General features: G+C 54.6%; 12 protein-coding genes and 1 other RNA gene. All 13 read left to right on the top strand.

Annotation, left to right across the window (positions count from 1 at the left end; all coding sequences use genetic code 11):
* Positions 1-113: 113 nt before the first annotated feature.
* The 13 genes from HU719_RS15530 (at position 114) to HU719_RS15475 (ending at position 14,600) form a co-directional block, all read left to right on the top strand.
* A complete protein-coding gene (locus tag HU719_RS15530) occupies positions 114-353 on the top strand; it encodes a hypothetical protein (RefSeq protein ID WP_186536676.1) in 240 nt (79 codons plus the stop codon).
* Complete coding sequence (locus tag HU719_RS15525) at positions 350-601, top strand: DUF3077 domain-containing protein (protein ID WP_186536675.1); 252 nt, start codon at positions 350-352, stop codon at positions 599-601. Before HU719_RS15530 ends, HU719_RS15525 begins: the two co-directional genes overlap by 4 nt.
* A 331-nt stretch (positions 602-932) precedes the next feature.
* Positions 933-1,226 (top strand): PA2433 domain-containing protein, encoded by a 294-nt coding sequence (locus tag HU719_RS15520; protein WP_186522060.1) that lies wholly within the window; start codon positions 933-935, stop codon positions 1,224-1,226.
* Positions 1,227-1,323: 97 nt separating this feature from the next.
* Positions 1,324-1,715: a transfer-messenger RNA gene (gene ssrA, locus HU719_RS15515) on the top strand.
* A 187-nt stretch (positions 1,716-1,902) separates the two neighbouring features.
* Entirely contained in the window at positions 1,903-3,159 is a 1,257-nt protein-coding gene (locus tag HU719_RS15510; RefSeq protein WP_186536674.1) for an integrase domain-containing protein, read from the top strand.
* 964 nt (positions 3,160-4,123) lie between these two features.
* The gene (locus tag HU719_RS15505; protein ID WP_186536673.1) at positions 4,124-5,521 is read left to right on the top strand and encodes a YfjI family protein; all 1,398 of its coding nucleotides are present in this window, start codon (positions 4,124-4,126) and stop codon (positions 5,519-5,521) included.
* Positions 5,505-5,864 (top strand): hypothetical protein, encoded by a 360-nt coding sequence (locus HU719_RS15500; RefSeq protein ID WP_186536672.1) that lies wholly within the window; start codon positions 5,505-5,507, stop codon positions 5,862-5,864. Before HU719_RS15505 ends, HU719_RS15500 begins: the two co-directional genes overlap by 17 nt.
* A complete protein-coding gene (locus HU719_RS15495; RefSeq protein WP_186536671.1) occupies positions 5,842-6,822 on the top strand; it encodes an integrase domain-containing protein in 981 nt (326 codons plus the stop codon). Before HU719_RS15500 ends, HU719_RS15495 begins: the two co-directional genes overlap by 23 nt.
* Positions 6,819-7,145, top strand: coding sequence for a hypothetical protein (locus HU719_RS23620; protein ID WP_225917242.1), 327 nt, complete (start codon positions 6,819-6,821; stop codon positions 7,143-7,145). The genes HU719_RS15495 and HU719_RS23620 overlap by 4 nt, the downstream gene beginning before the upstream one ends.
* Positions 7,146-7,427: 282 nt before the next feature.
* Positions 7,428-8,855, top strand: coding sequence for an ATP-binding protein (locus HU719_RS15490; RefSeq protein WP_186536670.1), 1,428 nt, complete (start codon positions 7,428-7,430; stop codon positions 8,853-8,855).
* The gene (locus HU719_RS15485) at positions 8,856-11,552 is read left to right on the top strand and encodes a Z1 domain-containing protein (protein WP_186536669.1); all 2,697 of its coding nucleotides are present in this window, start codon (positions 8,856-8,858) and stop codon (positions 11,550-11,552) included.
* Positions 11,545-12,528 (top strand): PD-(D/E)XK motif protein, encoded by a 984-nt coding sequence (locus HU719_RS15480; RefSeq protein WP_186536668.1) that lies wholly within the window; start codon positions 11,545-11,547, stop codon positions 12,526-12,528. Before HU719_RS15485 ends, HU719_RS15480 begins: the two co-directional genes overlap by 8 nt.
* A complete protein-coding gene (locus tag HU719_RS15475; RefSeq protein ID WP_186536667.1) occupies positions 12,525-14,600 on the top strand; it encodes an AIPR family protein in 2,076 nt (691 codons plus the stop codon). Before HU719_RS15480 ends, HU719_RS15475 begins: the two co-directional genes overlap by 4 nt.
* Positions 14,601-14,734: the final 134 nt, after the last annotated feature.

Here is a 14,734-nt window from a genome sequence, read left to right as displayed (position 1 = left end):
CTGACCGGGTTTCTTGTGCCCCGGATTCTCACCCCGCCCACGGCTGCCGCCCTTCGGCTTGTGAGATTGCTCGGAGGGTGGTGCTTCCCTGAGACAGCACAAGAGATACACCCATGAAAAAACTAGTCCCAGATCCCCCTCAACTACACCCCTACCTCATCCTCTCCCCAGCCCTAACCCCCGAAGCCGCCCGCTACGAAGCCACCGTGCTGATGAACTGCCTGCACCACGTCCTCAACATCTACTTCGCCAGCACCGACGCCCCCTTGCGCAACACCCTGCTCACCACCAGCCTGTACCTCAGCCAGCTCCTGCAACCCCTGACCGAACGCGTCCAGGAGCAGCCCCAATGACCACCCCACCGCCCAACCTCACCACCGCCGGCATCACCCAGTGCCTGGACCTCTACCGCATCCAGCCCGGCATCCCCTTCCAGCACGCCTTCGGCGAGCTCTCCGTCCTACTAGGCTGCATCCGCCACCTGACCTGCGAAGCCGAAATGGAAAACGACCAGATCGCCGCCAGCACCGCCCGCATCCTCAGCGCCCTGGCCAAAGCCCTGATCGACGACCTGGAAATCGGCATGAACCGCACCCAATAGCGATTCCATGCTTCCAGACACCTCGCCTCCAGTCGTGGTAGGAGCGGCCTCGTGTCGCGAAAGGGCCGCAAAGCGGCCCCGGCGATCCTGCATAAGCCCCAGATTTCGGGGCAACCCCGCCCCCCCTGTGGGAGCTGGCGACAGCCTGCGATGAGGCCATCACAGGCCGGCACATACCTATATCCCCAAAACATGGCGTATGACCGGGCATGCCCCGCGCGCCCGTCAAAGCCAGTGCCATCCCCCCCAACCCAACCGGATTGAACCCTCGCCACCCGCCCACAGTCCACCCAACAGGCCCACCTTCCAGAGGCCTCACGAGGAGACACCCATGAAAGGTACTGCGCTTTCCGCCCTATTCGCGGCCGCCACCCTGCTGGCCTCGCCTGTATTCGCCGCCGACGACCTGTGCGCGATCAACCTGCAGAAAATCAACGACAGCATGGCCACCACCGGCGCCACCTCCGAAGGCCTGGACAAAGCCATCACCGAGCACGTCGACAAAGCCAAGGCCGCCCAAGCCAGCGGCGACACCAAGGAATGCATCGCCATCACCAGCAAAGTGCTTGAGCGCCTCGAAAAAACCGAGAAAGGCAGCGGCACCTCCGGCGGCAGCGGTACCTGATGTAGAGCGGGCGGCGCATCGCCTGTCGACGCCGCCCGCGTAACGGCGTATACTCCACCCCACGTGCCGAAAGGTGCGGTCAGCTAGAGCTGAGTGTGGGGCCGATTAGGATTCGACGCCGGTAGCGAAACTCTAGGTGCATGCCGAGTTGGTAACAGAACTCGTAAATCCACTGTTGCAACTTTCTATAGTTGCCAATGACGAAAACTACGAGGGTTACGCTCTCGCTGCGTAAGCAGCCGAGCCCGCTCTCCTGGTAGCTTCGGCTCCAGCAATCACTAGGGGATGCCTGTAAACCCGAAGTGATTGTCATACAGAACAGGATCGTCGTGCAGCACGTTGGGGGCGAATCGACTAAAACTTACCCAACTCGTCCAAAGCACCCTGCCCGTCGGGCGGCTGCGGATTAACTCAGTAGACACGGCTAAGCATGTAGTACCGACAGCGGAGTACTGGCGGACGGGGGTTCAAATCCCCCCGGCTCCACCAAATGATCAATCAAAGACGTCCACGGACGTCTTTTTTTGTGCCTCCGACCCAGTAAATACGCGGCTTCCAGCGCTTTTGTGGTCTTTTGAGGGTTTTTGAGTTCCAACCGTTCGGGTATTCCCGGTGGTATTCCCGCCTACCTAGGGCTAATCTTGGGAATACCAAAAGGTGTCAGGGAGCTCATCCCATGTGCGCTCAAACAGCTCGTCTCTCCGACCGCCAGCTCAAGGCAGTCAAGCCCAAAGACAAGGACTATGTCATCACGGATGGCGACGGCCTCCAGCTCCGCGTCCGGGTCAATCGCTCGATGCAATGGAATTTCAACTACAGGCATCCGGTCACCAAAAATCGAATCAACATGGCGCTCGGCTCCTATCCCGAAGTCTCTCTAGCGCAAGCTCGGCGGAAAGCGGTTGAGGCTAGGGAAGTACTTGCGCAGGGGATCGACCCAAAAGCTCAGCGCAATGATCTCGCGCAGGCCAAGCTAGCCGAGACGGAACATACGTTCGAGAAAGTAGCTACCTCCTGGTTCGAGCTGAAAAAGGACTCGGTCACGCCGGCTTATGCCGAGGACATCTGGCGCTCACTCACGCTGCACATTTTCCCGAGCATGAAATCGACTCCGATCTCGGAAGTCAGCGCACCGATGGTGATAAAAATTCTTCGTCCCATCGAAGCCAAAGGCAGCTTGGAAACCGTGAAGCGGCTTAGCCAGCGCCTCAACGAGATCATGACCTATGGGGTCAATTCGGGAATGATTTTCGCGAACCCCCTAAGCGGGATTCGGGCGGTATTCAAGAAACCGAAGAAAGAAAACATGGCGGCACTATCACCCGAGGAGCTTCCTGAGCTCATGCTGGAAATAGCGAATGCCAGTATCAAGCGCACGACCCGCTGCCTGATCGAGTGGCAGTTGCACACCATGACTCGCCCCGCTGAGGCGGCAACTACTCGCTGGGTAGACATCGACTTTGAAAGGCGTGTCTGGACCATCCCGCCGGAGCGGATGAAGAAGCGCCGCCCGCACAGCATCCCGTTGAGCGATCAAGCCATGTCATTGCTGGAGATACTGAAGTCCCACAGTGGTCATCGGGAATACGTCTTCCCCGCAGACCGAAACCCTCGTACTCATGCCAATAGCCAGACCGCCAACATGGCATTGAAACGCATGGGCTTCCAGGACCGCTTGGTCAGCCACGGCATGCGCTCGATGGCCAGCACCATCTTGAATGAATATGGGTGGGACCCGGAGCTCATCGAAGTGGCGTTGGCGCACGTCGACAAGGATGAGGTGCGCAGTGCCTACAACCGAGCCGACTACATCGAGCGACGGCGGCCGATGATGGCTTGGTGGAGCGAGTACATTCTGAAGGCGTCGACGGGCAATCTCTCGGCCAGCGCGATGAATGCGGCTAGGGATCGAAACGTAGTACCCATCCGATAGGGCGGCGACAACGGCGACACTGGCGACAGACCGCGTGCCATCTACATCCTTGCCGTCTGAGCGGATGGCGACAGTCGCCAACTCGCCTCGACTTTGGCTTCTCCGGCTAAGCCCGTGAGCATGGGGAGGCTTCGCATCCCCATGCTCACGGGCTAACACTAGAAAAGCGACAAACGGCCACTTTGCCACTGACACCCACCGACTTCCATAGCACGCCAGAGGTGAAATCTGGCGCATTTCCATGTGCCCTTCACCAATTGACCCCTGCCGCGGTGACCGATAGAACGAAGGTTCAAAGCGCTGCCTTAGGCAGCCCCCCAGATGACCAGAGCCTTCAAGGTCATGCCGCTAACCCGGTGGTTCATCCCAAAGTGCGATTCGCGCCCGGAGGCTCGCACGGTCATTCGCCAGAATGATGGACGCCCTCTAAACAATCCGCCTAGTGCGGCTGCCCGCTAACCGTTTAGCCCTGCAGCAACGAACCTGCTCGGCCAACGTTTTGCGCCAACCGCTCGCCCGTCTCTTTTTCCAGAAAAGAGACGGGCGCTCCTACCACTGCTGCAGCCCTCATCGCACAGGGCTTTGCGGCAATTCCCCTCGTGACAATCGGCGTGACAAACGCAGATGTCACCAGCGACAGCCCTGTAGATGATGGTGCCGCAGACCAAGGAATGGACTGCACCTGACTGACAGTCAGGCATGCCCCGGTCATCGCAGTGCTGCTTGCTCCTGGCTCAGGATCTCGCGGCGCTGGTCTCGTCAGCCAGTGCAGCCTCCACCCGCCCACCGGTAACGGTGCTCAGGAGGCCAGATCATGAGATGCCCTTGCTCCTGGTCGTAAGGAGCCGCCAGTCCCGCGTCAGTGGACACCCTCACAGGTCGCAGGGGCCTTGATCCCTGATAACACTCAACATTCTTGGCGGGATGACGTGAGGGAGAGATCGGTAATTTATGGAGGACGGCTATGCAACTGCGCGAAGTACAAGGGCCACCACGCCCCTTGTTGGAACAGCAGATTACGCCCCTACCCTACCCGGTCGCGGCGCTGGGCGATCTATTAGGGCCTGCGGTGGAACGCATGTCCGATGTGATCGGCGTGCCCTGCGCCATGGCCGCGCAATCTGTTCTAGCCACGGCAGCTTTGGCGAGCCAGGCGCACGCCAATGTTCACCTCGACGGCCGAATTTATCCGTTGTCGCTGTACTTGCTGACGGTGGCTTGCTCGGGTGATCGCAAAAGCGCGGTGGACCATATTGCGCTGCAGGCCGTACGCGATTGGGAAAGACAGCAGTGGATCGCTTATGGCGAACAACTCAAGGCGCACCGAGCTGCAATGAGCCTCACCGCGAGATCGCCAACCTCGAAAAAGTCAGCACAGCTAGCGCTGGACGCCCAACCTGAACCCGTCCAACCAAGACTGCTCACTGCTGAGCCGACCATTGAGGGCCTTGTCAAAAGCCTGTGTCACGGCTTGCCCAGCATGGGGCTGTTCAGCGATGAGGGCGGGCAGTTTTTGGGCGGCAGCACCATGAGCAAGGACAACATGATCAAGGCGATCACTCACTTGTCGACGCTGTGGGACGGTAGCCCGATTGATCGGTCGCGCGCGATGACTGGAGAAAGTCTGCGTGCCTATGATCGCCGGCTCAGCATGCACTTGATGCTTCAACCCCGCCTGGCAGACCGCTTGCTTCAGGACGCAGATATCAAAGACCAGGGCATCCTGGGGCGCTGCCTGGTCAGTTGGCCCGAGCGTCTGGTTGGACAACGGCTGTACAAACCCATCGATCTGACCCGAGATCCAAAGGTGCACCTGTACCAGCAGCGCATTGCCGCGCTGATGCAGAAGCCTTGGTCACGGCATACAGATGGTGGCCTCACACCTGCGGTCATAGAGTTGAGCCCACGCGCCCGTGAAGCATGGATTGCCATTCACGACACCATTGAATGCGAGTCAGGGGAGTTCGGCGAACTGGTCAACGTCCAAGCTGCAGCGAGCAAAGCCGCCGCGAACGTACTACGCATGGCTGGTGTGATGGCGGTGGTTGAGGAATCGACTGTATTGGAAGACATGCACATTCAGCGCGCCTCTACGCTGATGGACTACTACCTGGCCGAGAACCAACGACTGACTGAACAAGAACCGCTGAATAAGCTTCGCGCAGAGGCCGATTGCCTGCTGCGCTGGTTGATAAAGAAGAACTGGCCACCGTTTCGCCTCCGCGATATCACACGCAACGGCCCTCGCTTTGCCCGTAAAAGCACGCGGCACACCTTCGAGTTATTGCTGCAACTGGTTGCCCATAACTGGCTGAACAATGACGGGGACATATTCGAGGTGCGCCATGTTCCGGCTCAATGACGCCGTGCGCCGCTATAGAGCGCAACATCGCTCGCCGACCGAGTTACGAAGTGTCGCCGCCACTGCCACCACTCTGTCGCCACGTGCCAATCCAGATGCGGCGGGGGTTGTCGCCAGTGTCGCCGCTGTCGCCGCTCCAACATCTGAGTCAATCAACCTCGCTCGGCTTATCGAGCAGTTGCAAGAAGAAGGGGCTCTGCTGCAACGCAGCGAAAATGCCCTCCTCATCCGCCCAGCACACTGGGGACAGTTGGACACCATCGGCCCGCACTGGAAAGCCCTGCTGCTGCTCCTACAAGCCAACGATCAAGGTGAAGACAATGGCGCTGGTCGGTCGGCGTGATGGTCGCAATTTTGGCTACGGTCGCCAACTGAGCTACGCCGGTCGGCAGGCCCTGAAAGATCTGTTTGCCGGCGGCCACTTCGCCACCGTCAAAGCACACAGCGATCGCTGGCAAGCCTTCGTGCGTTGGTGCCGATCGGAGGACGGCCCCGGTTACAACGATGCACGCCAGATTGATCGACAGACGCTCCAAGACTACGCCACATACCTGCGTCATCAGATCCAACAAGGCAATCTGCGCATCGCTACCGCGCAAAACCGCCTGAGCAGCGTCAACCGTACCCTCGCTGCGCTGCGCGGTGATCAGGAAGTGAGAATCATCAGCCCGAGCCAGACGTTGGGGCTGCAGCGCTCTAACGTGCGCATACGTGTACCGGACGGCCAAGACCGTCAACAAGTGCAGCGAGTGGTGCATGCGCTGATTGGTCAGCAGTACGAGCGGGTGGCCGCGATTGTCATGCTGGCCCGGACTACCGGTATGCGCCTACGCGAAGCGATCCTAGCGGACCTGCCGCGCTTGCACCGCGAATCCAAACAGTTGGGCCGTATCAACATCCAGGATGGCACAAAAGGCGGCCGATCAGGGGCATCAGCACCGCGCTGGATCATAGCCACTGAGCAAGTTAAAGCGGCGCTCCAGTTAGCGCGTGCAGCATCGCCGGTCGGCAGCCGCAACCTGCTGGCCCAAGATGAAACCTATGCCGCATTCATGCAACAGACTGTGCTACCTGCTCGCGAAGTGTTGCATGAACATGGACTCAAAGGCTTCCATGAATTACGTGCAGCTTACGCCTGCGACCGTTACGAACATCTCACCGGCCAGGCAGCGCCAATCTACGGCGGCCTATGCTATAGAGTCGACCGTGGACTTGATCGCCAGGCACGCCGGCAAATCAGCCTTGAGCTCGGACACAACCGAGTTGATGTAGTCTCGGCCTACATCGGTGGACGAACATGAGTAAGCCATTTGACATGGCCTTGTTCCTAAGCGGCGTACTGACTGGCTCGAGCTCGACTCAGAAACGACACCTGCGCCAAGCACGAACCATGCAAGCGGCCATTCAACATCGATGGCAGCGAGACAATCCGTGGACTTGGCAGCTCAAGCATGTCCGCTGGTTTCTCACCGAGTACTTGAAAGACCACTCCAATGCCACCCGTTACTACTATCGCCTAACCAGCCTATTGATCTGGAAAAGATTAGATCGCGACGTGAAGCTGCTTCGAGGCAATGAGGTCATATTTTTCCTCGAAAGTGAGGCTATCCTACAGCGCCTGTAGGGCCCGCTGCCACCAGTTGCCCCTGACCGGAAACCGAGCCGCGGCTACATTCCAGAAGCCGTGTAGAGGACATCGGCCTGCAATAGAGGCAATTTACCACCATAACCGTGCTTTATGTGGTAAATGCAACGTTCGAGAGCTATCGAAAACAGCCAAATCTCGGATACGCTCGGCTGATCGAAGTCAAAAAACGTTAAGCAGGGGGCTTTCCCCAGTGTCATGTGTCGAGTTGAATGGGGATCTATGAGGCATGTAAATAATCCTCCTGATGCGTCCGCGCTGATGACCTCAGCGCGTAGCTTCGGGAATTACGACCTGTCAAGTGCTCTTGCAGATCTGCTAGATAACAGCATCAAGGCGAGAGCCCAGAACATCGACATCAAATGCATCCGGAAGGATGATGGGCCCGAGGTCAGGATTTTAGACGACGGATCCGGAATGACATCGGCCGAACTTCATCGGGCAATGAGACCTGCCAGCACCAATCCCAATGAAGAGCGAGCTCCTGATGACCTCGGACGCTTCGGGTGGGGCATGAAGTCGGCATCACTGTCACAATGCCGGCATTTGACCGTAGTCACGAGTCAGGATGGAGCACTTTCCGGCGCATCGTGGAATCTGGATGACATCGAAAACTGGAAGATGGGAGTTCTTGAGCCAGATGAGATTGAAGCCCAGGCCGATCAGCGGCTCCTTGAGCGCAACGGGACAGAGATCATTTGGAGAATGTGCGATCGCCTTTCCGAGTATGGACAAGTTGCTGGCAAGGGTTTTAACGATCTAGTCGCACACGCTCAAAAGAAGCTGTCACTCATTTTCCATCGCTACTTAGGAGGCGAGGAAGGCCTTCGGAAACTCAAAATCAGTTTTAATGGTATCCCACTGAAGCCGAGAGATCCCTTTTTCCGCGACCATGATGCAACGCAGGCCCAGCCGAGGGAGATCCTTAACTTTAATGGACAGCCAATCGGAGTGCAGGCCTTCATCCTACCGCACTATTCGAAATTGACTGCGGGCGAGCACGATCAGCTCGGCGGTGAGGAAGGTTTCGTTCGAAATCAAGGCTTCTATGTTTATAGACAGCACCGCCTCATCATACATGGGACGTGGTTTAGACTGGTAAGGCACGGCGAGCTATCACAACTTGTCAGGGTCGCTATCAACATCCCCAACACGCTAGATGCGATATGGAAAATCACTCTCGATAAGGCAGACGCGCAGCTACCCTCAGGGCTTAAAAACCGCTTGAAGGACATCGTCGGCCGGCTCAAAAGTAGATCTGGAAAGGTATTTCAGTCCAGAGGCGGGCGGATCCAAGAAAAAGCTGGAAAAACGTCGGTCTGGGCGAAGTACGTGCGGAACGGTGAAGTTCGCTACTATATCAACCGCGAGCACCCCCTAATTACAGGGATGCTAGAGGACAAAGATAGAGATAGAGCCAAAGCCTTCGCAGCAGCACTCGGAATCATTGAAGATTGCTTCCCTATTGTAAGCATCGGCGAGGACTATTCTTCTCGTCCAGAAATGATGAATCAAGGTTTTGTAGACAGAGACAGATTTCTCGAAAAGCTCGACACGGCGCTCCCTTCACTGCTGCTTCATTCAGGCGGGGACATGAAAGCACTGCGTGAGCTTCTTGCTTCAACTGAACCGTGGGCGAGTCAGGCCGACCTCGTCGTAAAACACCTCAAGGACAAAGGGTGGTGGTAAATGTTTAAAAGCGAACTTGCGTTTTTCCGCTCGAAAATCGAAGAGCAATATGGTGACGATATTGCTCAAGGACAAGGCTTACCTGAAGGTACGATCCCTTCTATAGTTCGCGACGGGCCGTTTCAGCGTCTTGACGAGCCAGCAATCATTGCGATTATCCGCGAACTGGAAGCTAGCTTTACAGTTACCCAGAAGCGAGGGGCGGTTATTACAAAAGGCCACCGGCCTTGGCTAGATGCCAAGCGCCCGGAGCTTGATTTCTACTATTGGAATCGCCTACGGAAATACTACCTCGAGACGGGGACACTTCCTTCGCCCGTGCTGGCGACCCTACACTCGGATACTGATGAAATTCTGGACCAGTGCGGCGATCCAAAAGACGAGTTCTACGGTGCAGTTCGCGGCATGGTCATGGGTAACGTCCAGTCGGGTAAAACCACCAACTATTCTGCTCTGATCTGCAAAGCAGCCGATGCGGGCTATCGTGTAATTATTCTACTTGCAGGGATAACCAACTCGCTGCGCGCCCAGACGCAGGAAAGGATTGATGAAACATTCATCGGCAAAATCTCGATGTTTGGCGCGGCTGCTCAGCAGTCATTGCCAATCCAGACTTATGCAACGGCGCGAAGAATTCCTTCCTATGGAACAACGCGGGTAGCCGATTTTTCGAGTGGTGCAGACGGCATTTATTTCGGCCTGGCAGGTCATCAAGAGCCGATGATCTTTATTACCAAAAAGAACAAATCCATCCTTGAACGTCTCGCACAATGGATTGAAACACAGGGAGAGACCGGTGGCTATGACCTACCACTTCTGCTGATCGACGACGAAGCCGACAACGCGTCTATTAACACCGCCTCTGACCCCAAGCGGACCACTGCCATCAACGGCATCATCCGACAAATTCTCTCGCGCTTTCCTCGCTCTGCATATGTCGGCTATACCGCTACACCGTTCGCCAACATTTTCATCGACCCAGAAACGACAGAGGAAATGGAGACGGATGACCTCTTCCCCGGAAACTTCATCAAGGCGCTTGATCCACCAACTAACTATGTAGGTTCACATCGAGTTTTCCGTGAGGGCGGAAACTTACGCTCTAACATGGTCAAGATCATTGACGACTATCGAACTCTACTACCGCTGAAGCACAAAAGCGGAGACAATGTTTCCGACATGCCGGCAAGCTTGCGTCACGCGATCCGTGTTTTTTGCATAACAAGGGCCATAAGGGTATTGCAAGACAAGGGCAAAGCCCACTGTACGATGATGATCAACGTCAGTCGTTTCAACGCCATCCAAGAAAAGATCCTCGGACTTGTTTACGAATATGTTACGGAGATCCAAGACGCGATCTCGGTACATGCATCGCTGCCGCTGGATGAAATCAATGATGACATCATGGATGATCTCGAACGTAGCTTCGAAATCGAGTTCAGTAGCTCTGGACTGAATTGGTGCGACCTGCTTGAAGTACTCAATGAAGGTGTCCAGCCCATCAAAGTCCTAACCGTCAATATGCGGGGCGGTAAACTGGACTACTCGCGACATAAATCAGATGGTCTCCATATAATAGCCATCGGCGGATTAGCGCTTTCACGTGGTCTGACGCTAGAAGGTCTGACGGTCTCCTATCTACTGCGGAATACTACTGCAAGCGATACACTTATGCAAATGGCGCGCTGGTTCGGCTATCGACCGGGCTACGAAGAGTATTGCCGACTCTATCTTCCTCAGGTGTCCTTCGACCACTACGAGTATGTAGACGAAGCTACAGAAGAACTAAGAAGCGAGATCAAACGCATGAAGGCCGCGCACCGCACACCGCGTGATTTCGGCCTCAAAGTCCGGCAAAGCCCGCTCGCTATCAGGGTCACTGCGGCAAACAAGATGCGGACGGCGGAGAAGCTTAAAATCGCCCAAGACTATTCGGCACGTCACATCGAGGGTTTCGCGCTTCCAAATGATCCTGCTATTGGAAATACGCATAGCAGTGCAGTAGAGCAATTTCTCATTGCACTCGGAACCCCTGCAGAAATACAGAAAGGCTTCATTCGCTGGGCTGCGGGAGGACGCGACGTACTAAATCTTATGCGCCAATTTCAGTTCGTAGACCATCCCGATCTCTCGGTGATTTCCGATACATCTCTCTTCGGGGATTACGTCAAGGACCGTGTCACGGATGAACTCGATAAATGGGATGTAGTACTTCCCATGCGCCAATCGGGCGAATCCATTTCATTTGCTGGTCATAATGTGAACTTAAGGTCTCGGGATCAAGGGACAGTACAAAAGGGTACCTATCGAGTATATGGTAACAAAAACCGCGTTGCTGATCCTGGAGATGCTCAGATCGGACTAAACGATCTACAAAAAGCGAAGGCAGATGCTGCCCACCAAGCTGGAACGTACAAGAAGGAACGCGCCGCATGCTCCGTGCGCGAGCGGCCGATGATGCTGGTGCACATCTTCAATGCGAAGCTGCGGAACGATCGAGATGATCAAGCCGATCCAAAAGAGGTTCTCAAACATGAACATCACATCGTAACCCTTTCCTTCTGCATGCCCGAGACTAATAAACCCGCAAAGGAGAGAACCTACCAAATAAATGCTGTCTATCGACAGCAACTTGAGAGCTTTGCCGCTGAGGAAGATGATGACGCCGAGGCGATGGTGGAGGCCCAGGATGCTTGATGAATGGAAGTCTATCGCCCTGCCAACAGATCCAGGTTGCTACAACATTCGACTTGCTGACAGCAGCCATCCGCTCGATTTCAGAATAGGCCGTGACTTCAACGGGTATTTTGTATTTCAGCTGGATGGCGATTGCGTATTGCATGGAATGCCTAGCCTGCCAAGGATGTCAGCAGTGACCTGCGAGATGCATTCAGTAGCCCCCGGATGCTCACGATTAGTACTGAGCCTAAGTAATGCTGCCGATTTCAGAAATTTCGCGCTTATGTGCAAGAGCCTCATGCTTGCAACCGAACGGTTTGCACCGACGCAGTCCGGGAAAGGGCTCCTACAAGCAATCAAAGAGGTTCATCGCTGGCAGGAGATGCTTAGCCATCGGGCCGGCCGTTTACTTTCAAAAAGTGAACGGATTGGTTTGATAGGCGAACTGCTTTTTCTGCGGGATGTTCTTAGTGACCGCGTTGGTTGGAACGCTGCTATCAAATGCTGGAATGGTCCTGGCGGTCATGAGCAAGATTTTGTGGTAGCCGGCTCCATATTTGAGGTAAAGACGCAGGTAGTAACCGCCGACCGACGAATTCGAATTTCCTCCGAAGATCAACTGGACGCAGTTCAGGGGCGGATCCTGATTTGCAACCAAGGCATAGCCCCAACTCCATCCGTCGCAACATCGGCGCGGACTCTCAATGCTCTTGTATCAGAGATACGAGACGCTATTTCCGGGACAAGTGCAAATGCTTTGGAATGCTTCGAGATCGCTTTACTGGAAGCAGGATATCAAGAGATGCCGGAATATGGTGAAGAGAGCTGGGTTCTCGTTGATCGAATTTTCTACGAGGTGTCCAATGACTTTCCTCGTATCGAACGCAGTGATCTCCGCACCGGCGTCGAGATGGTTAACTACAGCATTCGTGTGAGCGACTGCTCTCCCTTCATCGTCAGCTGTGATGATGCCTTCGAGGGAATAGAAGCATGAGTGGGTTGCAGCAAGCATTCGAAGCACTCCGAGAAGATATACTTTTAGAAGCGGAGGCACGCGGCATATTTCAGCAAGAAGCTTTTTTCGAGCTATATGCCGCAACGGCGTCAGATAACGGTGACACCATAGACTTGGAATACACGCACAGTCACAAGGAAGGAGGACGGCGCCCTTACCGAATCGACGGCTATGGATTTGATGTCGATCGTGGAACGCTTTATCTTGCTATCTGCGATTACCGCGACGGAACGAAACTTGAATCAATAAACAATGACCGCCTAACCTCAGCGTTCAAGCATGCCTCCGCCTTCTTCGAAAATGCCTGCTCATCGACTTTCATCAATTCTATTGAAGAAACAAGCCCAGCGTTTGCTGCAGCCTACCCCATATATTCAGCACGCGACCTCATCAAGAGAGTGCGAATCATTCTTTTCTCCAACGCCCGCTTGGCAACTAAACGACCGCCACAACTTGGCGAGCAAATAGGCGGAGTACCTATTGTTTACAGCGTACTTGATGCAGTTCGCTACTTCGAAATTCAAAAAAGCTTCCACTCGCCTGAATCTATCGAAGTCAATATCGCCGAGATAGCTGGAGGGCCAATCGCGTGCCTCAAGGCTTCAACAAATACCGAAGAGCATCAATCCTTCCTCCTTGCTATCCCGGGGCCCGTGCTTGCCGAGGTCTATGGCCTATACGGTGCAAGATTACTCGAGCAGAACGTTCGGACCTATCTCCAAGCCAAGACCAAGGTAAACAAGGGCATCTTGGAAACAATCAAAAAGACGCCCGACATGTTCTTCGCATACAACAACGGGCTAACCGCGACCGCATCTGCGGTTAAGCTTGAGGTACTCGAAGACGGACAGCTAGGGATTGCGGCCATCCATAACCTTCAGATTGTGAATGGTGGTCAAACAACAGCATCTATTCTGTATGCAAAGGATGTTGCAGACTCACCGCTTGATCGCGTCTACGTACAAATGAAACTATCAGTAGTTCCATCTGCAAGAATCGAGCAGGTAGTCCCGAAAATTTCGCGTTACGCCAACACCCAGAATCGAATCTCAGAGGCGGACTTCTTCTCGAGCCATCCGTTCCATCTCCAAATGGAACGTCACTCCCGGACGATAACTGCTCCGCCTCAAAACGGTGCAATGACGGGTGAAAAGTGGTTCTATGAGCGCGCCCGCGGGCAGTACCGTGACGGCACGGCGTACGCGTCCGTGGCCGAAAAGAAAAAATTTCTGCTGGAGTTCCCTAAGGACAAGCTTATCGAAAAAACCGAGCTTGCCAAATACTTTCTCAGCTTCGAAAGGAAGCCGTACATTGTATCCAGAGGCGCGCAGAAAGCGTTCATGGCATTTGCTGATCAAATCGCGAAAACGTGGAAGTCGTCGCCCACCCAATTCAACGAGCTTTGGTATAGGAACACTTGTGCAATGGGGCTGGTATTCCGCTGGACCGACAAGCACATTGCTAGCTCCGAATGGTATAAGGATGATCGCGGATATAAATCACAGACAATTGCTTATACACTCTCTTGGATTGCCGAAAAAATTTATCACCAAACAAAGGCTAACCTAAATTGGGGGGCAATCTGGAGCATACAATCCGTCCCGGAAGAACTCCAGGAAATCATAACATCTCTTACTCCACTAATCGCTGACGCCATCAGAAATGCTCCGGCAAATGTTCGCAACGTCGGGGAGTACTGCAAACTTGAAGCTTGCTGGCAAAACATCAGCACACAAGAATTTAAAATACCGCCTATCCCTAAGCATTTGACGCTTGATATAGGTGATATTACGCAAGAAAAAAAGGAAGCGAAATCGTCTGCAAGGATTGACAGTGAAATCGACTTCGAAATACTTTTGCACTCACTCGCCCCTAAGGCCGAGATCATTCGTCGGACCGCCGAACAGCATAGATTCCTGTCGCCAAAGGCTGACCAGGCCCTTCGGAAAATCGGATCGGGAAACCTAAACCTAGCAAGGCCAGATAAGAATGCAGTCAAGCTGCTTATAAAGAGGATGGCAGAGGAAGGAATGCCAGTGGAGGATATGTAAGACCGATTAAATAACATATCCTTCTAAAATGAAGTTCGAGCTTGAGCAGTCATTAAAATCGGTTACAACAATCATCCAGCAATGCTCTGCTACAAGCTCACAATTCACGGAGTTAGGGGGCCTTGGCGACAACC

Source organism: Pseudomonas farsensis (assembly GCF_014268805.2).
GTDB classification, from domain to species: Bacteria; Pseudomonadota; Gammaproteobacteria; order Pseudomonadales; family Pseudomonadaceae; genus Aquipseudomonas; species Aquipseudomonas farsensis.
This window is presented reverse-complemented; position numbering and strand designations above follow the sequence as displayed.

Excerpts from the sequence above, each read along its gene's own strand:
- HU719_RS15530 (WP_186536676.1), top strand. The coding sequence starts at position 114 with ATGAAAAAACTAGTCCCAGATCCCCCTCAACTACACCCCTACCTCATC.
- HU719_RS15525 (WP_186536675.1), top strand. The coding sequence starts at position 350 with ATGACCACCCCACCGCCCAACCTCACCACCGCCGGCATCACCCAGTGC.
- HU719_RS15520 (WP_186522060.1), top strand. The coding sequence starts at position 933 with ATGAAAGGTACTGCGCTTTCCGCCCTATTCGCGGCCGCCACCCTGCTG.
- HU719_RS15510 (WP_186536674.1), top strand. The coding sequence starts at position 1,903 with ATGTGCGCTCAAACAGCTCGTCTCTCCGACCGCCAGCTCAAGGCAGTC.
- HU719_RS15505 (WP_186536673.1), top strand. The coding sequence starts at position 4,124 with ATGCAACTGCGCGAAGTACAAGGGCCACCACGCCCCTTGTTGGAACAG.
- HU719_RS15500 (WP_186536672.1), top strand. The coding sequence starts at position 5,505 with ATGTTCCGGCTCAATGACGCCGTGCGCCGCTATAGAGCGCAACATCGC.
- HU719_RS15495 (WP_186536671.1), top strand. The coding sequence starts at position 5,842 with ATGGCGCTGGTCGGTCGGCGTGATGGTCGCAATTTTGGCTACGGTCGC.
- HU719_RS23620 (WP_225917242.1), top strand. The coding sequence starts at position 6,819 with ATGAGTAAGCCATTTGACATGGCCTTGTTCCTAAGCGGCGTACTGACT.
- HU719_RS15490 (WP_186536670.1), top strand. The coding sequence starts at position 7,428 with ATGACCTCAGCGCGTAGCTTCGGGAATTACGACCTGTCAAGTGCTCTT.
- HU719_RS15485 (WP_186536669.1), top strand. The coding sequence starts at position 8,856 with ATGTTTAAAAGCGAACTTGCGTTTTTCCGCTCGAAAATCGAAGAGCAA.
- HU719_RS15480 (WP_186536668.1), top strand. The coding sequence starts at position 11,545 with ATGCTTGATGAATGGAAGTCTATCGCCCTGCCAACAGATCCAGGTTGC.
- HU719_RS15475 (WP_186536667.1), top strand. The coding sequence starts at position 12,525 with ATGAGTGGGTTGCAGCAAGCATTCGAAGCACTCCGAGAAGATATACTT.